The following is a 20,370-nucleotide window of genomic DNA, read 5'->3' as shown; positions in this document are numbered from 1 at the left end:
CCCGGCTTTGAGTCAGATGTTCAGGAAGATCAAGTTTCATTCGCTGCTCGGCAATGCGTGGTTTCTGCTGCTCGTTGCCGTGCTGACGGCGGGCGCACTGACGTGGTTCGTGTATCGCTATCTCGGCGAGCGCGAGGCGCACGTGCGCGCTGAAGTGACGGGCAAGCTCGCGCAGCGCGGTGTTGAAGTCGTCGTGCCGCGCCGCGATGTGGCGGCGGGCACGCCGTTGTCGAGTGGCGATTTCGTGTCGCGCGAAATCGCCGCCGATCTCGTCTACGACGACATGGTGCGCGTCGACGCATTCGACTCGTTGCGCGGCGCGAAGCTCGTGCGCGCCGTCATGCATGGCCGGCCGCTGCGCATGAGCGATATCGACGCGCTGCGCGGCCGCGATTTCTCCGACATGCTGCCCGCCGGTCAACGTGCGCTGACGCTGGAGATCGACGCGGTGAACTCGACGGCGTCGATGCTGCGGCCGGGCAATCGCGTCGATGTGTACTGGGTCGGCGCGCAGGCCGAGCCGGGCGCCAGCGACGGCAAGGCCGTGCGTCTGCTGCTGCCCGACGTGCTGGTGCTGGCGACGGGCCAAAGCGTCAAACCTCGTAACGCGGGCGACGCCGACGAAGCGAGGAGCATGGGCAATGCGTCGCGCTACGACACCGTGACGATGCAGGTGCCCGCCGCTGACGCGCCGCGCGTCGTGCTCGCGCAAAAGATGGGCGCGCTGCGCCTCATCCTCAGGAACGCGGACGATAACGCCGTTGCACCACCCTTCGCGTTGACGGAAAGCGACGTGTTTCCGGCCGAACGCATCGCGAAACAGGCGTCCGTCGAAGTGATCGCGGGCGGCGGCGCGGGCGCGGCGGCTGCGAACGTCGCGCAGGTCGCGCCGATGTCCACGGCATCCGGCGACGCGCAGCCACGCGAAGTCAAGGCAAGCGAACCCGCGAGCGCCTCGCTGTTCGAAAGCGCAGCCGCCGTGGCAAAGCAATTGCAGCAACGCGACACGTACCGCATCAGCGGCCAGAACTAGAAGAACAAACGTTTCCTTCCATTCATGAAAGCAGGCTTTTACTCGATGGCATTGCGACGCGTGGCAAGCGTGTCGTTCATCATGTGCGCGCTCGCTATCGACGCAACGAGCGTCGTGCAGGCAGCGGGCATGCAGCACGGGAACAACGCGAACGCTGCGCAGAGCGGTGACGTGCTCGACCTTTACAAAGGCGAAGTGCGCATGCTCGACGTACCGGGCACGATCAAACGCATTGCGATAGGCAACGGCAAGCTGGTAACGGCGAATGTCGTCGATGGGCGCGTGATGCTGCTGGCCGAAAGCGCCGGCATCACGTCGCTCGTCGTGTGGAACGAGCGGGGCGTCGCGTTGCAGACGACCGTGCGCGTCGCGAAGGGCGACGTCGGCATGTCGGCGGCGCAGTTACGCAGCGTGCTGGCGTCGGTGTCCGGCGTGCGCGTGCAGGAGGTCGGGCCGAACATCGTGCTGTCGGGCAGCGTGCATCGCGACAAGGCCGCAGCCGTGAAAGCGGCCATCGCGGATATGACGAACGTGATCGACACCACGACGATCGACGAAGGCGATGCGCTAAAGAAAACCCTGCATTTCAAGGTGCAGATCATGGAAGTCACGCGCACGGGCCAGAAGGACATCGGCATCGCGTGGGACAGCCAGTTCGCGGGCCCGCAGGTGTCGGGGCAGGGGTTCATCGGCTCAGGCGTGAGCGGCGCGAACTTCTTTCTGGCGGGCATTGCATCGACGATCACCTCGCGCATCAACTTCGCGATCAACAACGGCGACGCGTACATTCTCGCCGCGCCCGAGCTGAGCACGAAGAGCGGCGGCATAGCGTCGTTCCTCGCGGGCGGCGAGGTGCCCATTCCGAAAGCGGGCGCGCTCGGCACCACCGACGTCGAGTACAAGCCGTACGGCATCCGGCTGAACATCAAGCCCGTCGTCGATGCGAACGACATCATCTCCGCCACCGTGCAGACCGAGATCAGCCAGCTTGATCCTTCCGTGTCGTACGGCGGGTTTCCGGGCTTCCTGACGCGCAGCGCGAGTTCGGATATTTCGCTGCGCGCGGGCGAGACGATTGCGATCTCCGGCCTTGTCAGTGCCGATGCGCTCAACGCGTCATCGGGGATGCCGTATCTCGCGCGTCTGCCCATCATCGGGCAACTGTTCCGCTCGGACAGCTTTCGCGCGAAGAACAGCGACCTCGTGATCTTCGTCACGCCGGTGATCTCGGACCCGTCGAGCGACACCAATGCCGCGCTGCTGGCGCGCGCGGAAGAAGGCATGCGACGCTATGCGGACCAGTATGGCGCGCATAGTCCGCTTGGGCCGCCGATTGCGCCAGTCGCGCCTGCTGATCCCGCGTTGCCTCAGAACACGCCGCTTAATCCCGCTCATTGACGAACATGCTGAAACTGCAAGTGCAATCGCGCAATGCGCCCGCGCGGACCTTCCACGTCGATCACGTGTGTACGATCGGCCGCGATGCGGCGTGCGATATCGTGATCAAGGGCATGCTGGTCGGCCGCACGCATGCGCGCATCGTGAAGGATTTCCATGCGTGGTATGTCGAAGATCAAGGCGGCATTGTCGCGACCACGGTGAACGGCTCGCCCGTCGTGCGTTATGGGCCGCTTGCGGAAGGGGATCAGATCGAAATCGGCATGACCGTGTTGAAGGTCGATGCGATGCAAGTCGGACTCGCCGAGGCTGCGAATGTGACGCGGCAGGATGTCGAACAGACTATGCCTCAGCCTTCCGTGCCGGACGAACCCGAGCCGCATCCTGTGCATGTCGCCGTTTCGCGCGCGGCTGCACCACCGCTTGTCGCGCCGATCAACCGCGCTGAAGGCATCGAGCTTCGCAAGCTGCTGCACATGAAGGTGATCGCCGCGCTCGACTTGCGCCGCCTGAATGTTTCGCGAATGGCCGACGACGAACTGCGCACGACGGTCAGCGACGCGCTCGACGACATCCTCGCGCGCGACGCGAGCTTTCGTCGTCCGGGCATCCCGCTGCCGGCGCTCAAGAAAAGCGTGTTCGACGAAATCATCGGACTGGGTCCGCTCGAAGAACTGATCGCCGACGCGACGATCTCCGAGATCATGGTCAACAGGCACGATGAGATTTTCGTCGAGCAGCAAGGGCGGCTGGTGCGCTCGCCCGTGATCTTCACCGACGAGCGCGCGGTGCTGGGCGCGATCGAGCGGATCGTCGCGCCGATCGGCCGACGCATCGATGAAAGCTCGCCGATGGTCGACGCGCGCCTGAAAGACGGCTCGCGCGTGAACGCGGTGATTCCGCCGCTTGCGCTGAAAGGGCCGAGCATGACGGTGCGAAAGTTTCCGCAGCACAAGCTGCGTGGCGACGATCTGCAGACCTTCGGCTCGCTGTCACACGCGATGCTCGCGTTCTTGCGCACGGCTGTCGAGCATCGCGCGAACATCGTCATATCGGGCGGCACGGGGTCGGGCAAGACCACGCTGCTCAATGTGCTGTCGGACTATATCCCCGACGCGGAGCGCATCGTCACCGTCGAAGATGCCGCCGAACTGCAACTGTCGCAGCCGAATCTCGTCGCGCTCGAAACGCGGCCCGCGAATCTGGAAGGCAAGGGCGCCGTGACGATCCGCGAACTGGTGCGCAACTGCTTGCGCATGCGCCCCGACCGGATCGTGGTCGGCGAATGCCGCGGCGGCGAAGCGCTCGACATGCTGCAGGCGATGAACACGGGTCACGACGGCTCGTTGACTACGGCGCACGCGAACTCGCCGCGCGATTGCATTGCGCGTCTCGAAGTGATGACGTTGATGGCGGGACTCGATCTGCCCGTGCAGGCAATTCGCGAGCAGGTATGCGCCGCCGTCGACATCATCGTGCAGCAGACGCGCTTTTCGTGCGGCTCGCGGCGCGTGACGCACATCACGGAAGTGAGCGGCATCGAGTCGGGCGTGATCCAGTTACAGGACGTGTTCGTGTTCAGGGAAGCGGGCCTCGACGACAACGGCAAGATTCGCGGGCAATTCGTGCCGACGTCGTATATCCCCGACTTCTATCAGGATCTGATACGCCGCCGCATTCCCGTCGATACATCGATTTTCACGCGCAGCGAGTGAGGTTTCGGCGATGACGTTTATTCTTGTAGCGGTGTTCTGCGGCGCGTCGATTTCGGTCTGGTTGGCGACGCGCGCGGTGCGGCTCGCGCTTGCGAACGGCATGCGTCATCTGGCAGCCGAGGTCGAGCAGTCGCTTGCCGATGTCTTCGTGTTCGTGAACCGTCAGAAAGCGGCCGCCGCGACGTTGAGCGCGACGGTCGTATTACCTGTGCTCGTGTTCGCGTTGAGTGGCAGCGTTCTGGTTGCGCTCGCGTCGTTGCCGCTGGTGTGGTTCGTGCCGCGCCGGGTGCTTGCGTGGATGCGCACACGCCGCATCCTGACGCTCGAGCGCCAGTTGCCGGACATGCTGTTGATGATCGCGGGCGCGTTACGCGCAGGCGCGAGCCTGCCGATCGCGCTCGAAAGCGGCGTGCAGGAATCGGCGCCGCCGATCTCGCAGGAGTTCGATCTGCTGCTGCGCGAAATCCGGCTCGGCATCGATCTCGACATCGCGATGCGCAACATCGAAAAACGCATACCTGTACCCGACTTCATGATGGTGACGGCAGCCGTGACCATTTCGCGCGAAGTGGGCGGCAATCTCGCGGAAGCGCTCGAATCCGTCGCGCGCACGTTGCGTGACAAGCTGCAGATGGAAGGCAAGATTCGCGCGCTGACTTCGCAGGGACGCATGCAGGGAATCGTGATGACGTGTCTGCCGCTCTTTCTGATGATGGTGCTGCGCGCGATGGAGCCTGTCGCGATGGCGCCGCTGTTCACGACGCCGATCGGCTGGGGAACGCTCGCCGTGATCGCGGTGATGGAGTTTCTCGGCTATCAGTCGATTGCGCGCATCGTGCGTATCAACGTGTAGGCATGTCATGCGGCTGATTCTCTCGTTTGCGATTGGCGCGGGATTGATAGCAGTGTGTGTGCTCGCACTGCACTCGATGCGCAGATTGATACGCGATGTGCCAAAGGAAGACCGCACCTGGCTCGATCCGTTGCCGCCGTTGCTGCGCTTCGTGTGGCCGGCCGTCAACGTTGTCGCGCACTATGGCACTCGCCGGTTCAGCGCGCGTCTGATCGAGCGCTCCGATGCGCAGTTGCGTCTCACGTCGCTCAACTTTCTGATGAACGCACGGCAGTTTCTTGCCCTGTCGATGGTGTCATCAGTGAGCGCGTTGCTTGTCGCGTTGGCGGTGATGTTCGCAAGCGGTCTGTTTTCGCGGGCCGTTCTGGTGCTGGTGATGTGCGTCGGCTATGTCTATCCGCGTATCTGGATGCGCGACGTACGCCGGCGTCACGTCGCTATGGTGCTGCGCCAGTTGCCCGTCTATCTCGACTTTCTGACGCTTGCCGTCGAAGCGGGACTCAATATCAACGGTGCGCTTCAGAAGGCGGTCGAGAAAGGCCCCGATGGGCCATTGCGGCGCGAGTTCGAACACGTACTGCGCGATCTGAAATCGGGTTTGAATCGCACCGATGCGCTGCGGCGTCTCGACGAACGTCAGCGGATCGGCGAAGTGTCGAACCTGATCCGCACGATCGCGCAAGCGGAACGGATGGGCTCGGGTCTCGCGAAGACGTTGCGCTTCCAGTCGGAGCAGCGGCGCGCGGAACGCTTCCAGCGCGCGGAGAAACAGGCGATGGAAGCGCCCGTCAAGCTGGTGTTTCCGTTGCTGATGTTCATCTTTCCTGTGACGTTCATCGTGCTTGGCTTTCCGATTGCGATGAAGTTCATGCAGGAGGGCTTGCTGTGAGGCATGCGCGTCTGGTTCATCGCGGAGAGTTGGCTCGTATCGCAGTCGAAGTCGCTGACAGGGCGGTCGAGCGAATGCGCGGATTGCTTGGGCGTGTTGCACTCGATGCGGATCACGCGCTGTGGCTCGAACCGTGCAATGCCGTGCATACGTTCGGCATGCGTTTTCCGATCGACGTGGTCTTTATCGACAGGCGTGGGCACGTGCTGTCGATTCATCGAAATGTGGGCAGCGCTCGCATGCTCGTCTGCTGGCGTGCGCGAGCGGCGCTGGAGATGCGCGCGCATGCGGCGCAGGCGTCGCGTATCGAAGTCGGCGACAGGCTCGAATGGAGGGCGTCGACGTGAAGTGGCGAAGCATGCGCAGACGCAGGATGACGGGGCAAGGGATGACGGAGTTTCTCGTTGTCGCGCCGCTGTTGCTGTTCTTCGGCTTCGTGACCGTGCAGTTCGTGCTGCTGTATCAGGCGAAGTCGACGCTCGATGTCGCCGTGCTCGAAGCCGCGCGCGAAGGGGCCGTCAATCACGGTTCGATCGATACGATGCAAGCGGGACTCGCGCGTGGACTCGCGCCGTTGTATGCGCGCAGCGCTGACGCAACGGGTGTGCAGTCGGCGCTGCTTGCGGCGCGGCGTGCAGTGGGCGAGGCGGCCTCGATCGAGATCGTCAGCCCGACGGCGGCGATGATGCGCGACTTCGCTCGTCCGCGTGTCTATCCCGCTGAAGGCGTGACGCGCGATGAAATCCCCAATGACATGCTGATGTATCGCGACACCGCACACGGCGCGGAATCGGATGTGAATGTGCAGGACGCGAATCTGCTGAAGCTGCGCGTGCATTATTGCTTCGATCTGATCGTGCCCGTTGCAAACAAGGTGCTGTACTACGCGACGAATGTGATCGGCGATATCGCAGCGAACGGCGTGTTTTCGCGCGAGCCTGCAGAAGCGAACGTCGACGCGTATGGCTCGCCGAAGCGGCCCGACAGTTTATGCAAGACGACGCTTGCCGATGGATGGCAAAGCCAGCGTTGGCCCGTTGCGCTGGAATCCGAGGCGGTTGTGCGGATGCAGTCGCCGTTTCGCGCGGAGGCGGCGAACGAAGTGCATGCGACGGCGGGGCGTTGATGCACCGAATGCTGTTGCTCGGGGTGATGGCGTGTGTCGTGAGCGATGCGCACGGGTCCGGGCGAGTGGAGATGATGATCGGCGGGTTGAAGGGCGTCGATGCCGATGCGGGTGTCGGTGTCGTTTCGGATACGCCGTTGATCGTCGAGTTCGGCGCGCCGTTGGAGGCTCAGCGCGCGCGTTCGAAAGTGCTCGCGTGGACGGCGCTTGTTGATGATGTCGCGAAGCGTATTGGTGTCGATAAAGCGCTGCTGATGGCTGTCATCGATGTCGAATCGGGCGGCGATCCGTTTGCCGTGTCGCCAAAGGGCGCAAGAGGGTTGATGCAGCTGATGCCGCAAACAGGCGCACGGCAAGGCGCGGACGATCTGTTCGATCCTTACCAGAACGTAGTCGCGGGCACGCGCTTGCTCGATACGCTGCTTGCGACGTTTGGCGATGTGTCGCTGGCGCTCGCGGCGTATAACGCGGGGGAAGGGGCGGTGCGTAAGTTCGGCGGTACGGTTCCGCCATATGCGGAAACGCAGAAGTACGTTCGGCGGGTGATGGAGCGGGTGGCGGTTTATCGGCGATAGCGCGTAGCGGTGAAAAAGCGGTGCCCCTATCTCGCAGTTGATTTGTCATTACGCAGCACAGCGAAGGTAGCGGGATGCAAGGGGCTACCGAGGTGTCGCAGAACGGCCGATCAGACCTGTACCGACGGAACGCTCTTCATGCAGCGCAACGCAAACATCGACCGGCTGTGGCGGATGCCCGAGATGCGGTACAGCTTGTCGCGCAGGAATCGCTCGTACCCGGCGGTACCGTCCACGGCCACTTTCACGAGGTAGTCGTATTCGCCCGACACGAGATAGGCCTCCAGCACTTCAGGCAAGGCAGCCAGTTCGGGGCCAAGGCGCGCCAGGGCATCCTCGTCGTGGCGATCTAGCGTGATCTCTAGCAGGACGATGTCGGCCAGGCCGAGCTTCTTCTGGTCGAGTAGCGCGACATAGCCGGTAATGTAGCCGTCGTTTTCGAGTTGGCGCGTGCGATTCCAGCACGCCGTGGTGGACATCCCGACGAGTTCCGCCAGCTCCGCATTGGTCAGGCGCGCGTTCTTCTGAAGCTCGCGCAGGATCTTCCGATCCTGGTTGTCCAGTGGACGATTTCGCGTTGTCATGGCGATAGAAGGAAGAATGTCAACATGAATTCCATTCTAACCGAACAACGTCCCGCATTTCGGTAGAAATCACGGGCAATTCGGAAGCCTTTATAGCGCGCTGACGCCTATATTTTCACCATGCTTCCGCGCCCGGGAACGGCCTCGCCGGCCATCTCACCGGCTCGGTCCTCCGCAGCGGCCAGGAGCCGCGCCCGGATGATTCGTCGCCTCCGATCGAGGTGGCCCCACGCTGACGATATCGGGCTTCACAGCTCGGGCGAGACGCATATCGGGCACGGGGGCTTTCGACCAACCGAACTCCGGCGGGTCCCTCTCACTCGCATTTGCCGACGCGAAGCACGCGATCCGGCAACGAAGGAAATCACGATGCTTACGCAGCCCTATGTTTCTTTCCTCATCGCCTCTCTGGTGCTGATCTACTCGCCGGGGCCCGTCAACGTGCTGACGATAGGCCAGTCCATGCAGGCCGGCTGGCGCTCGGCGCTGCCATGCGTCTGGGGCGCAACGTGCGCGCTCGTGCTGCAGCTCGTGCTTACCGCGCTTGTCCTGCACTCGATGCTGCTGGTCAGCGAACATTCGCTGGCGTTCATGCGCTGGACGGGCGCCGCATACCTCGTGTATCTGGGTTGCAAGCAATGGCGCTCCGCGAGCCTTGCGGAGCCGAACGCCGCTGAGCACGTGCAGCGCGGTCTGTTCTGGCGCGGCTTCGCGACGTCGGGACTCAACCCCAAGTCGCTGCTTGTCTTTCCGTCGTTCATTCCGCAATTCATAAGCGCGGACGCGCAGTGGTCGGCCCTCGAACAGTATGTGGTGCTGGCCGCGACCTTCACGCTGCTCTTTGTACTGGGGGTCATCTCGAACGCGCTCCTTTCGCACCGGCTGGGCACCCTCCTGCGCCGGCCAAGTCGCCTGAAGGCATTCAATCGGGTCTCGAGCGCCTTGCTGGTGGGAATGGGGGTATTGATGGCCGCCGCTCACTGAGTCGATCTTCAGCCGCCCAATTTCGCCAGCCGAAAAAAAAGCCCGGATAAACCGGGCCTCTAAAATGCACTGCGTCCTCGACGAGAACGCAGCACCTGCAAAGCGATAACTTACGCCGCGAGCAGCGAGCGCAGCACGAACGGCAGAATACCACCGTGCTTGTAGTAGTCGACTTCGATCGGCGTGTCGATACGCAGCAGAACCTGCACGCGCTGATCCGAACCGTCCTTGCGATGGATCACCAGCGTGACTTCCTGTTGCGGCTTGAAGTCGTCGCCGAGGCCTTCGATGTCGTACGTTTCTTCGCCCGTGATGTTCAGCGACTGGACGCTGTCCGTGCCCTTGAACTGCAGCGGCAGAACGCCCATGCCGACCAGGTTCGAGCGGTGGATACGCTCGAAGCTGCGTGCGACCACAGCCTTCACGCCCAGCAACTGCGTGCCCTTCGCCGCCCAGTCACGCGACGAGCCCGTGCCGTACTCTTCGCCCGCGAAGATGACCGTCTGCGTGCCGGCGTCGATGTACTTCATCGCTGCGTCGTAGATCGACTGCTGTTCGCCGCTCGGCTGGTGGATCGTCAGGCCGCCTTCGACGCGCGTGCCGTCTGCCTTTGCCGGGATCATCAGGTTCTTGATACGGACGTTCGCGAACGTGCCGCGCATCATCACGTCGTGGTTGCCGCGGCGCGAGCCGTAGCTGTTGAAGTCGGCCTTCTGCACGCCGTTCGCCTTCAGCCACTTGCCTGCGGGCGAGTCTTCCTTGATCGAGCCTGCCGGCGAGATGTGGTCGGTCGTGACCGAGTCACCGAAGATGCCGAGAGCGCGCGCACCCTTCACAGCAGCGATGCTCGAAGCCGGTTCCATCGAGAATTCCTTGCCGAAGAACGGCGGCTCCGCGATGTAGGTCGACTTCGGCCAGTCGTAGACCTGGCCTTCTTCGCCCTCGATCTTGCTCCACAGGTCGCCCTTCTTCGTGAGCTGCGCGTAGTTCGCGCGGAACGCATCGGCGTCCAGCGCAAACTTCAGCAGCGCGTTGACTTCTTCGCTAGTCGGCCAGATGTCGCCGAGGTAGATGTCCTTGCCGCCCGTGCCCTTGCCGACGGGTTCCGTCATCAGGTCGCGCGTGATGTTGCCCGCGATCGCGTAAGCGACGACCAGCGGCGGCGAAGCCAGGAAGTTCGCGCGGATGTTCGGGTGGATACGCGCTTCGAAGTTACGGTTGCCCGACAGCACGGCTGCCGCGACGATGTCGTTCTTCGTGATCGCTTCGTTCAGTTCCGGCGTCAGGTCGCCCGCGTTGCCGATACAGGTCGTGCAACCATAAGCGGCCAGTGTGAAGCCGAGCTTGTCGAGGTATTGCAGCAGGTTCGTCTTCGTCAGGTACTCGGTGACGATACGCGATCCCGGCGCCAGCGACGTCTTGATGTGCGGCGCCACTTCCAGACCGGCTTCGACCGCCTTCTTCGCCAGCAGGCCAGCCGCCAGCAGCACGCTCGGGTTCGACGTGTTCGTGCATGACGTGATCGCGGCGATCAGGATGTCGCCGTTCTTCACGTTGACGCCGTTGGTCGTCGTGTACTGCGCGTCGAGATCGGCCGACTTCTTCGCAAAGCCGTTTTCACCGACCGGCTTCGAGAACAGATCCGTGAACGTGGACTTCACGTTGCCGATTTCGATGCGGTCTTGCGGGCGCTTCGGGCCAGCCAGCGACGGCGCGACCGTGCCCAGATCCAGCGTGACGATCTTCGTGTAGTCGATATCGCCAGCGTCCGGAATGCCGAACAGATCCTGCGCCTTGAAGTAGTTTTCGAAGGCGGAGATTTCGGCGTCCGTGCGGCCCGTGCCCTTGAAGTAGTCGATCGTCTTTTCGTCGACGGGGAAGAAGCCCATCGTCGCGCCGTATTCGGGCGCCATGTTGCCGATCGTCGCGCGGTCCGGCAGCGACAGCGAGCGCGTGCCTTCGCCGAAGAACTCGACGAACTTGCCGACAACCTTTTCCTTGCGCAGCAGTTCGGTGATGGTCAGGACCAGGTCGGTCGCCGTCACGCCTTCGCGCAGCTTGCCCTTCAGGTGGACGCCGACCACGTCCGGCGTCAGGAAGTACACCGGCTGGCCGAGCATGCCCGCTTCCGCTTCGATGCCGCCCACGCCCCAGCCGACCACGCCGATGCCGTTGATCATCGTCGTGTGGCTGTCCGTGCCGACCAGCGTGTCCGGGTAGTACACGGATTCGCCGTTCTCAGCCTTCTTGTGTACGCCGCGTGCGAGGTATTCGAGGTTCACCTGGTGAACGATACCGACGCCCGGCGGCACGACCTTGAACGTGTCGAACGCCTGCATGCCCCACTTCATGAACTGGTAGCGCTCGTTGTTGCGCTGGAATTCCAGCTTCATGTTCAGGTCCAGCGCGCCCTTCTCGCGGAAGTGGTCGATCTGCACCGAGTGATCGACGACGAGATCGACCGGGACCAGCGGTTCGATCGACTTCGGGTTCTTGCCCGCGCGCTGCGCGACGCCGCGCATGGCTGCGATGTCGGCCAGCAGCGGCACGCCCGTGAAGTCCTGCAGCACGACACGTGCGACGACGAACGGAATTTCGTCGACGCGCGAGGCCGTCGGCTTCCAGTTCGCGAGCTGCTCGATGTGTTCTTCCGAGATCTTCTTGCCGTCGTAGTTACGCAGCACCGATTCCAGAACGAGGCGGATCGACACCGGCAGGCGGTCGATCTTCACGTTCAGTGCTTTACCAAGCTGCGGCAGCGAGTAGAACTTGCCTTTGCCGGAACCGCTGTCGAATTCCTTGAGCGTTTTGTGGAGGTTGTGGGCCATGGTAATTTTCCTGGGGTTTTCGAGGAAATGACGTTGCTACGTTTCTGAACTCACACGACGTACAGATCGACGTATTCATTGACCGGCATCGCTTCTAACTTTGCCTGGTCCAGCGACACATCGAGGATCGCTTGCTGTTGCTTCGCCGGAAAGCGCCGCGCGAGATTCGTCCTGAATTTCTCGACCAGCAGCGGGATGCCTTCGGCGCGGCGACGCTTGTGACCGAGCGGATATTCGACAACGACTTCGTCGAACGTCGATCCGTCGGCGAACCCGATTGTCAGCGCGTTCGCAATCGAGCGCTTGTCAGGGTCGTGATAATCCTTCGTGAACTGCGGGTCTTCCACGCACGCCATCTTGTCGCGCAGCGCGTCGATACGCGGGTCGCGCGCGACTTCGTCTTCGTAATCGGCAGCCGTCAGACGGCCGAAAATCAGCGGCACGGCGATCATGTACTGAATACAGTGATCGCGGTCGGCCGGATTGTTCAGCGGGCCTGTTTTATCGATGATGCGGATCGCCGCTTCGTGCGTGCGGATCGTGATCTTCGCGATGTCTTCGACGCGCTTGCCGCTCGCGCGCAGTTGCTCGTGCAGCGTCATCGCTGCTTCGGCAGCCGTTTGCGCGTGGAATTCGGCGGGAAACGAAATCTTGAAGAGCACGTTCTCCATCACGTACGAGCCGTACGGGCGCTGGAACCGGAACGGCTGTCCTTTGAACAGCACGTCGTAGAAGCCCCACGTTTTCGCGCTCAGCACGGACGGATAGCCCATTTCGCCCGTCTTCGCGATCAGCGCGAGACGCACCGCGCGCGACGTGGCGTCGCCTGCTGCCCAGGACTTGCGCGAGCCCGTGTTCGGCGCATGGCGGTAGGTACGCAGCGCGTGTCCATCGACAAGCGCCTGCGAGACTGCGTTGATCAGCTCATCGCGCGACAGTCCAAGCAACTGGCCTACCACGGCCGTCGAAGCGAGCTTCACGAGCAGCACATGGTCGAGGCCGACCTTGTTGAACGAATTTTCGAGCGCGATGCAGCCTTGAATTTCGTGCGCCTTGATCATCGCGATCAGGACGTCTTTCATCGCGAGCGGCTTTTTGCCGTTGGCGATGGCGGTGCGCGAGAGCCAGTCGGCCGTCGCGAGAATGCCGCCGAGGTTATCGGACGGATGGCCCCATTCGGCCGCAAGCCAGGTGTCGTTGAAGTCGAGCCAGCGGATCATGGCGCCGATGTTGAACGCGGCTTGCACAGGATCCAGCTGGAACGACGTGCCAGGCACCTTGGCGCCGTTTGGGACGATCGTGCCGGGCACGATCGGTCCCATCAGCTTGGTGCAGGCAGGGTAAGACAGGGCCTCGAGCCCACAGCCGAGCGTGTCGATCAGGCAATTGCGCGCCGTCTCCAGCGCGAGATCGCTCCCGAGCTTGTAATTCAGCACATAGTCGACGATATCGACCAGTACTGTGTCCGGATTGGGCCGGACGTTGGAGATCGGTGCGGACATCGAGGTTTGTCCTGTTCGGCCCGTTTTACTGAGCCTTGTTGACGGCGTTCGACTGCGTCGGTGCCGGTGCGCCTTGCGACATGGCGGCCGTCACGCATTCGTCGGCCAGACGCGAGCTGTCCTTGTCCGAGAACAACATTGCCTTGGTCGGGATCACGACGAGATCCATGCCGCTTGCTGCGTCATGGAAGCGGTCTGCGCCCGTCGTCGTGTTTTCACGCGGCAGGTTGTAGTTCTTGTTGCCCCAGTGGACGGTGACGATCTGGTCGCGCTTCATGTCGCCCTTCAGATCGAACGACAGACCTTCCTTACACGACCACTTTTCCGCACCTTCCGGAATCGGATCGACCTTGGCTTCCTTGGCCGGATTCGGCTTGCGCTTGATCAGGCGCTTGGGCTGCGGCGCCTTCGGCTTGGCCGTGGTGGTCGATTGTGCGAACGCGCTGGGCGCCGTCACCAGCAGCGTCGAAGACAGAGCGCCAATAACGGTAGCGATCAGCAGTTTTTTCATGGGAGAGAACCTTTCTATCTAATTTCAGAGTTTAAACAGTGCGCGATTGCAATTTCGCAACCGCCGGGGTACTGCACGCGCCCCGAGAGCGCACAGCGGACGCTATTTTCTCCTATTTAGCGCCACGAACTTCAAATTCTCCGGACCCGTGTAATTTGCGCTGGGTCGAATGATCTTGTTGTCGACGCGCTGCTCGATGATGTGCGCGGCCCAGCCGGACGTGCGTGAGATCACGAAGAGCGGCGTAAACATGGCCGTCGGCACGCCCATCATGTGATACGACACCGCGCTGAACCAGTCGAGATTCGGGAACATCTTCTTCGCGTCGGCCATCACGCCTTCGAGCCGCTCGGCGATATCGAACAGCTTCATGTTCGATGCCTCTTTCGACAGCTTCTTCGCGACTTCCTTGATCACCTTGTTGCGCGGATCGGAGATCGTGTACACGGGGTGTCCGAAGCCGATCACGACTTCCTTGTTTTCGACGCGGCGGCGGATGTCGGCTTCTGCTTCATCCGGCGTCTGGTAGCGGGACTGGATCTCGAACGCGACCTCGTTGGCGCCGCCGTGCTTCGGGCCGCGCAGCGCGCCGATCGCGCCCGTGATGGCCGAATACATGTCCGAGCCCGTGCCCGCGATCACGCGGCCCGTGAACGTCGACGCGTTGAATTCATGCTCCGCGTAGAGATTCAGCGACACATGCATCGCATCGACCCACGATTTCGGCGGCTCCACGCCATGCAGCAGATGCAGGAAGTGGCCACCGATCGAATCGTCGTCGGTTTCGACTTCGATCCGCTTGCCGTTGTGCGAGTAGTGGTACCAGTACAGCAGCATCGAGCCGAGCGAGGCCATCAGCTTGTCGGCGATATCGCGCGCGCCCGGCAGGTTGTGATCGTCTTTTTCGGGCAGCACGGTACCCAACACGGAGACGCCCGTGCGCATCACGTCCATCGGGTGCGCGGCGGCGGGAATCCATTCGAGCGCGGCCTTCACGTTCGCGGGCAGGCCGCGCAGCGCCTTGAGCTTTGTCTTGTAAGCGGCGAGTTCGGCGACGTTGGGTAGCTTGCCGTGTACGAGCAGATACGCGATCTCTTCGAATTCGCTGGCACCGGCGATATCGAGAATGTCGTAGCCGCGGTAGTGCAGGTCGTTACCCGTCTTGCCGACCGTGCAGAGCGCGGTGTTGCCCGCCGTCACGCCCGACAGGGCCACGGATTTCTTCGGCTTGAAGCCGCTTGTTGTTCCCGGTGCAGCCGCTTGCGTCGTATCGCTCATTCCAGGGGTCTCCTTGATGTGCCGCTTACTTGTCCTGCTCGTTGTTCCGCGTACCTTGGCTGAACAACGCGTCGAGCTTCTGCTCGTACGCGTGATAGCCGATGCGATCGTACAGTTCTTCGCGCGTTTGCATCGTGTCGACGACATTCTTTTGCGTGCCGTCGCGTCGAATGGCCGTGTAAACGTTTTCGGCGGCCTTGTTCATCGCGCGGAACGCCGACAGCGGATACAGCACCAGCGAGACATCCGCGCCGCGCAGTTCATCGACGGTGAATAGGGGCGTCGCGCCGAATTCGGTGATGTTCGCGAGAACGGGGACCTTCACGGCCTGCGCGAACTGCCGGTACATGCCGAGTTCCGTCATCGCTTCCGGAAAGATCATGTCGGCACCGGCTTCGACGCAGGCCATCGCGCGGTCCATCGCCGCTTGCAGGCCTTCGACGGCGAGCGCGTCGGTGCGCGCCATGATGACGAAGTTGGGATCGGTGCGCGCGTCGACGGCCGCCTTGATGCGGTCGACCATCTCGTCCTGCGTCACGATCGCCTTGCCCGGTCGATGCCCGCAGCGTTTCGCGCCGACCTGGTCTTCGATATGCATCGCGCCCGCGCCGGCCTTGGTCAGCGCCTTCACGGTACGCGCAATATTGAACGCCGACGGGCCGAAGCCCGTGTCGACGTCGACCAGCAGCGGCAGATCGCAGACATCGGTGATGCGGCGCACGTCGGTCAGAACGTCATCCAGCGTCGAGATGCCGAGATCGGGCAAGCCCAGCGAGCCAGCCGCGACGCCGCCGCCCGACACGTAGATCGCCTTGAAGCCCGCGCGTTGCGCGAGCAGCGCGTGATTCGCGTTGATCGCGCCGACCACCTGCAGCGGTTTTTCGGTGGCGACGGCTGCGCGGAACGCGGCGCCTGCGGATGTGTTGGCGTTGCTCATGATGCGGATTCCTCGTTTGGCCCGAACAGCGGCGCGGCTTCGGCGGGCACGCTGCGGCCCGTCGAGCGGGCGCGGCGCAGCACCGACCAGTAATATCGATAGCTCGCGCGATCGTGCAGCGTGTCGCGATGGCGCGTCGGGCCCCATTGCGCGGACTGCGCGGCGAGCAGGATTTCCGTCGCCGTCGCGATTTCTTCGTCGCGCGGCGCGAAGGCCGACACGATGGCGGGAATCTGCGCGGGGTGAATGCTCCACATGCGTGCGTAACCGAACTCGTTGCGCGCGCGCAGTGCGTCGTTCGCGACGACGTCCATGTCGCGCACTTCCGTCGATACATTGTGCGACGGCACCTTGCCATGCGCGTGGCAGGCCGCCGAAATCTCGAGTTTCGCCCGCCGCACGAGCGGGTGATCGAACTGGCCTGGCGAGCGCATCGCGGTATCGGGAATTGCGCCGTCGTGCGCGGAGACGAAGTCCATCAGGCCGAAGCTCAGGGACTCGACGGCGGGCAGCGCGGCCAGATCGAACACGCGCGTCAATGCGCCATGCGTTTCGATCAGCAACTGGACGGGAACGGGTTTCGCAACGCCGAGCTCGCGCCGCGTGGCCTCGATGAACGCGCACATTTCGGCGGCGTCGGGCACGTTGCGGATTTTCGGCAGTGTGATGAAGGCAGGCGCGCGCTTTGCCGCGCGCAGGATGAGGCGCACGTCGTCGCGCCAGTGCGCGTGGTTGAAATCGTGAATCCGCACGCCGACGCGGCCGAAACGGTCATGGTCGCTGCCCAGCAGCGACGCGACCAGTTCCGCATGTTCCGCCTCGCGGCCCACTTGCGCGCCGTCTTCGCAATCGAGCGTGATGTCGAAGACAGGGCCCAACTCCTGCTGCAAAGCGAGCGATTTGAGCATCAGCTTCTCGCTGCCCGCGTAGTGGTCGCAGGCAGGCAGGACAGTGGGCGGCGCTTCGCCGTCAAACAGGACTTCGGCGGGAGTCAGTGCGCGCATTATCGGCGTGTGGGTACTGTTTGGAAATTCTGATTCGGGCGCGTTCTGGTCTTTTACGACCGTGATATACGACGGTCAGATCAAAACGCGCTCGAATCAGTTGCGAACCCCTGCATGAGTTGCTGCGCAAACCATCATGCAGGATTGTCAAACGTAAAAAACCGGAACCCGTCACGCTGCAACGGAGTCCCGGTTGTTCTGCATCAGGCGATTAGCCGAGCAGGTGCTGAACGCCTTCGCGCTCTTCGAGCAGCTCGTTCAGCGTGTTGTCCATCTTTTCGCGCGCGAATGCATCGATCTGCAGGCCTTCGACACGCTTGTACTCGCCGTTTTCGCACGTCACGGCAACGCCGTAGACGATGTCTTCGGGGATGCCGTACGAACCGTCCGACGGAATGCCCATCGTGACCCACTTGCCGTTCGTGCCGAGCACCCAGTCACGCACGTGATCGATCGCTGCGTTCGCTGCCGAAGCCGCCGACGACAGGCCGCGCGCTTCGATGATCGCCGCGCCGCGCTTGCCGACCGTCGGGATGAACGTGTTGCGGTTCCATTCTTCGTCGTTGATCAGCTTGGTCAGGTCCTGGCCTTCTGCCGTGGCGACGCGGAAATCCGGGTACATGGTCGGCGAGTGATTGCCCCACACGACCAGCTTTTCGATCGAAGCGACCGGCTTGCCCGACTTGGCAGCCAGTTGCGACAGCGCGCGGTTGTGGTCCAGACGCAGCATGGCCGTGAAGTTCTTCTTCGGCAGATCCGGTGCCGACTTCATCGCGATGTAGGCGTTCGTGTTCGCCGGGTTGCCGACGACCAGCACCTTCACGTCGCGGCTCGCCACTTCGTTCAGTGCCTTGCCTTGCACCGTGAAGATTTCGGCGTTGGCCGACAGCAGGTCCTTACGCTCCATGCCTTTCGAACGCGGACGCGCGCCGACCAGCAGTGCGACGTCGGCATCCTTGAACGCAACCTTGGGATCGTCAGTGACCACGACACCCGCGAGCAGCGGGAACGCGCAGTCTTCGAGTTCCATCACGACGCCTTTGACGGCGGCTTGCGCTTGCGGCAGGTCCAGCAGTTGCAGGATGACCGGTTGATCCTTGCCGAGCATGTCGCCATTGGCGATGCGGAACAGCAGGGAGTAACCGATTTGACCTGCGGCGCCGGTGACGGCAACGCGCTTTGCGGGCTTAGCCATTGAGAAATCTCCAGGACGATGCGTTGAACGCTAGGGAAAACGCCATTCTATATGGGCGTTACGCGAAGCGTGGTTTTAGCACGGCAAATTCGCTGCGCGAGCCCTGCAGGCGGTCCGAAGAAGGCCCGAAGGCACGCTGCCGGCGAAGCCGCCGTGCCGGATAATCTGTGCTGCCGAGCGCGGGGATGGATAGTGCTTGCAGCGATCGGCGTCATGATAGACGCGATATCAAGGCCGCTGCATGGCGCGGGCTCCTGCAAACAGCGCGTTTCGGCGGGGCATTGCGGCGCACTTGCCGGGCAATGCAGGGCGAAGCGAAACCTGGACTGCGTGAGGGAACAGCGTGATGCAGGGTGGCCTTCCGGTGCATCACGCTGTTGACATAAAGCGCTGTCAAAAATGCGTGGCACAACCCGCAAACCCTTGCTCGACAAGGAGTGTAGGAGTCGGGCGGGACAAAGTCAACCGTATCTTATGTCTTATATAAGACATATCTATTACGGCAAAAAATCTGGACGGCATGAGGCGCTTTGTGTTGAAATGCGCGCATGAATTCGAACCCGGCCAGCACAGCGAACCCTCCCGGCGCGTCCGGCGCGGGCGACGCTGCGCCTGTCTCGACGCCGGCGCCGTCGCCGACGTTCAGTCCTCTCTACCAGCAGATCAAGGCGCTCATCACGCAGAGCCTCGAGTCGGGTGAATGGAAGCCGGGCGAGATCATTCCCAGTGAAGTCGAACTGGCCGCGCGTTACAAGGTCAGCCAGGGCACGGTGCGCAAGGCGATCGACGAGCTTGCCGCCGACAACCTGCTGGTGCGCCGTCAGGGCAAAGGCACTTTTGTTGCTACGCACAACGAAGAGCGCGCGCAGTTCCGCTTCCTCCGTCTTCTCGCCGACGACGGCGCCGAGCATCCGCATATCAGCCGGCTGCTCGAATGCCGGCGCTTGCGTGCATCGGCGGATATCGCGCGGCAGCTGGACCTGAAGCCGGCCGATCCCGTCGTGCTGATCAAGCGTCTTTTGACATTCGACGGCGAAGACACGGTGCTCGACGAAATCTGGTTGCCGGGCGGCGTGTTCCGCGGGCTGACGCTCGAGCGCCTGTCGGAGTACAAGGGGCCGCTCTACGCGATGTTCGAAACGGAGTTCGGCACGCGCATGATTCGCGCGTCCGAGAAGATTCGCGCCGTCGCCGCGGACCCGTCCGTTGCCGATCTGTTACACGTGCCGACGGGATTTCCGTTGCTGTCCGTGGAGCGCGTGTCCTATACCTATGGTGACCGTCCCGTCGAAGTACGGCGCGGATGGTATGTCACAACCGGGTATTACTATCAGAACGATTTGAGTTGAAAGAAAAAGCGTTGCCGTGGGCTTGCGGCAAGGCTTGCGCGGGCCTTCATGCGCGCTTCGCGGCACGCTCGCCAGAGCAGTGTTACGCTGCAGCGCGAAATGAAAAGGCGCTAAAATTGCGGATTAGTGTGACTACAAGTAGGGGTCTAGCATGGCAGAAGCCGTAAAAAAACCGAGGCCGGAATACCGGAACATCGGTATCGGGCAGATATTGACGGCATACCGTCTTCCTCTCGCGGGGCGGGTGTCGATTCTTCACCGCGTGAGCGGCGGCCTGCTGTTCATCTTCCTTCCGTTCCTGCTGTACCTCTTTGACCAGAGCCTGACCTCCGAACTGAGCTACGAGGTGTTCAAGGGCTTCCTGTCCAACATCATCGTCAAGCTGATCGTGCTGGTGCTGGCGTGGGCGTTCCTGTTCCACTTCTGCGCGGGCGTACGCCATCTGTCGATGGACATGAACCATGACGCGGTCTCGAAAGAGCGTGGCAAGAGCACGTCGGTCGTCGTGCTGGTGGTGTCGTCGATCCTGACGATCGCCTTCGCGCTCAAACTGTTCGGAGCATTCTAAAAACATGTCCGCCAATAACCGAGTTGGTTCCAAGCGCCTCG

19 protein-coding genes are annotated in these 20,370 nt (G+C 62.5%); 11 read left to right on the top strand and 8 right to left on the bottom strand.

The annotated features are described in order from the left end of the window. Positions 1–16 precede the first annotated feature (16 nt). The 8 genes from cpaB to BLT65_RS44580 all read left to right on the top strand — a co-directional run bounded on the left by cpaB (position 17) and on the right by BLT65_RS44580 (position 7,589). Positions 17–1,033 (top strand): Flp pilus assembly protein CpaB, encoded by a 1,017-nt coding sequence (gene cpaB / locus BLT65_RS44615; RefSeq protein ID WP_091790469.1) that lies wholly within the window; start codon positions 17–19, stop codon positions 1,031–1,033. A 24-nt stretch (positions 1,034–1,057) separates the two neighbouring features. Next, a complete protein-coding gene (locus BLT65_RS44610; protein ID WP_091790468.1) occupies positions 1,058–2,431 on the top strand; it encodes a type II and III secretion system protein family protein in 1,374 nt (457 codons plus the stop codon). 5 nt (positions 2,432–2,436) lie between these two features. Continuing rightward, positions 2,437–4,146: a TadA family conjugal transfer-associated ATPase gene (locus BLT65_RS44605; RefSeq protein WP_091790467.1), complete on the top strand. Its 1,710-nt coding sequence runs from the start codon at positions 2,437–2,439 to the stop codon at positions 4,144–4,146. A 10-nt stretch (positions 4,147–4,156) separates the two neighbouring features. Continuing rightward, a complete protein-coding gene (locus BLT65_RS44600) occupies positions 4,157–4,999 on the top strand; it encodes a type II secretion system F family protein (protein WP_091790466.1) in 843 nt (280 codons plus the stop codon). 7 nt (positions 5,000–5,006) lie between these two features. After that, a complete protein-coding gene (locus tag BLT65_RS44595) occupies positions 5,007–5,888 on the top strand; it encodes a type II secretion system F family protein (RefSeq protein WP_091790465.1) in 882 nt (293 codons plus the stop codon). Between the two features lie 74 nt (positions 5,889–5,962). Continuing rightward, positions 5,963–6,235, top strand: a complete 273-nt coding sequence (locus BLT65_RS44590) for a DUF192 domain-containing protein (RefSeq protein WP_244187077.1) — start codon at positions 5,963–5,965, stop codon at positions 6,233–6,235. Further along, positions 6,217–7,014 carry a TadE/TadG family type IV pilus assembly protein gene (locus BLT65_RS44585; RefSeq protein WP_091790463.1) on the top strand — a complete coding sequence of 266 codons (798 nt, stop codon included), beginning with the start codon at positions 6,217–6,219 and terminating at the stop codon, positions 7,012–7,014. Before BLT65_RS44590 ends, BLT65_RS44585 begins: the two co-directional genes overlap by 19 nt. Continuing rightward, a complete protein-coding gene (locus BLT65_RS44580) occupies positions 7,014–7,589 on the top strand; it encodes a lytic transglycosylase domain-containing protein (protein WP_042315667.1) in 576 nt (191 codons plus the stop codon). Before BLT65_RS44585 ends, BLT65_RS44580 begins: the two co-directional genes overlap by 1 nt. Before the next feature lie 110 nt (positions 7,590–7,699). Here BLT65_RS44580 and BLT65_RS44575 read toward each other — a convergent pair whose 3' ends face one another. Next, positions 7,700–8,173 (bottom strand): Lrp/AsnC family transcriptional regulator, encoded by a 474-nt coding sequence (locus tag BLT65_RS44575; protein ID WP_091790462.1) that lies wholly within the window; start codon positions 8,171–8,173, stop codon positions 7,700–7,702. 369 nt (positions 8,174–8,542) lie between these two features. Here BLT65_RS44575 and BLT65_RS44570 point away from each other — a divergent pair, with 369 nt between their 5' ends. Continuing rightward, on the top strand, positions 8,543–9,157 hold the full coding sequence (locus BLT65_RS44570; RefSeq protein WP_091790461.1) for a LysE family translocator: 615 nt from the start codon (positions 8,543–8,545) through the stop codon (positions 9,155–9,157). A 110-nt stretch (positions 9,158–9,267) separates the two neighbouring features. On the opposite strand, the gene acnA is transcribed toward BLT65_RS44570, so the two are convergent. The 7 genes from acnA to BLT65_RS44535 all read right to left on the bottom strand — a co-directional run bounded on the left by acnA (position 9,268) and on the right by BLT65_RS44535 (position 18,412). Then, entirely contained in the window at positions 9,268–11,985 is a 2,718-nt protein-coding gene (gene acnA, locus BLT65_RS44565; RefSeq protein ID WP_091790460.1) for an aconitate hydratase AcnA, read from the bottom strand. A gap of 50 nt (positions 11,986–12,035) precedes the next feature. After that, entirely contained in the window at positions 12,036–13,487 is a 1,452-nt protein-coding gene (locus tag BLT65_RS44560) for a bifunctional 2-methylcitrate dehydratase/aconitate hydratase (protein WP_091790459.1), read from the bottom strand. Between the two features lie 25 nt (positions 13,488–13,512). Then, positions 13,513–13,998: a hypothetical protein gene (locus BLT65_RS44555; RefSeq protein ID WP_007579555.1), complete on the bottom strand. Its 486-nt coding sequence runs from the start codon at positions 13,996–13,998 to the stop codon at positions 13,513–13,515. A gap of 102 nt (positions 13,999–14,100) precedes the next feature. After that, positions 14,101–15,276 carry a bifunctional 2-methylcitrate synthase/citrate synthase gene (gene prpC / locus BLT65_RS44550; protein ID WP_091790458.1) on the bottom strand — a complete coding sequence of 392 codons (1,176 nt, stop codon included), beginning with the start codon at positions 15,274–15,276 and terminating at the stop codon, positions 14,101–14,103. Between the two features lie 25 nt (positions 15,277–15,301). Further along, complete coding sequence (gene prpB / locus BLT65_RS44545) at positions 15,302–16,213, bottom strand: methylisocitrate lyase (protein ID WP_091790457.1); 912 nt, start codon at positions 16,211–16,213, stop codon at positions 15,302–15,304. Next, the gene (locus BLT65_RS44540; RefSeq protein WP_091790456.1) at positions 16,210–17,217 is read right to left on the bottom strand and encodes an HpcH/HpaI aldolase/citrate lyase family protein; all 1,008 of its coding nucleotides are present in this window, start codon (positions 17,215–17,217) and stop codon (positions 16,210–16,212) included. Before BLT65_RS44540 ends, prpB begins: the two co-directional genes overlap by 4 nt. A gap of 211 nt (positions 17,218–17,428) precedes the next feature. Next, positions 17,429–18,412 carry a malate dehydrogenase gene (locus tag BLT65_RS44535; protein ID WP_035999302.1) on the bottom strand — a complete coding sequence of 328 codons (984 nt, stop codon included), beginning with the start codon at positions 18,410–18,412 and terminating at the stop codon, positions 17,429–17,431. Between the two features lie 548 nt (positions 18,413–18,960). On the opposite strand from BLT65_RS44535, the gene BLT65_RS44530 reads away from it, so the two are divergent. Both BLT65_RS44530 and sdhC read left to right on the top strand, forming a co-directional pair. Continuing rightward, on the top strand, positions 18,961–19,761 hold the full coding sequence (locus BLT65_RS44530; protein WP_042317288.1) for a GntR family transcriptional regulator: 801 nt from the start codon (positions 18,961–18,963) through the stop codon (positions 19,759–19,761). A 151-nt stretch (positions 19,762–19,912) separates the two neighbouring features. After that, a complete protein-coding gene (gene sdhC / locus BLT65_RS44525) occupies positions 19,913–20,329 on the top strand; it encodes a succinate dehydrogenase, cytochrome b556 subunit (RefSeq protein WP_091790455.1) in 417 nt (138 codons plus the stop codon). Positions 20,330–20,370 lie beyond the last annotated feature (41 nt).

The organism is Paraburkholderia steynii, from assembly GCF_900100565.1.
Taxonomy (GTDB): Bacteria; Pseudomonadota; Gammaproteobacteria; order Burkholderiales; family Burkholderiaceae; genus Paraburkholderia; species Paraburkholderia terrae.
The sequence above is the reverse complement of the archived record's forward strand: the minus strand, read 5'-3'. Positions and strand labels throughout refer to the sequence as shown.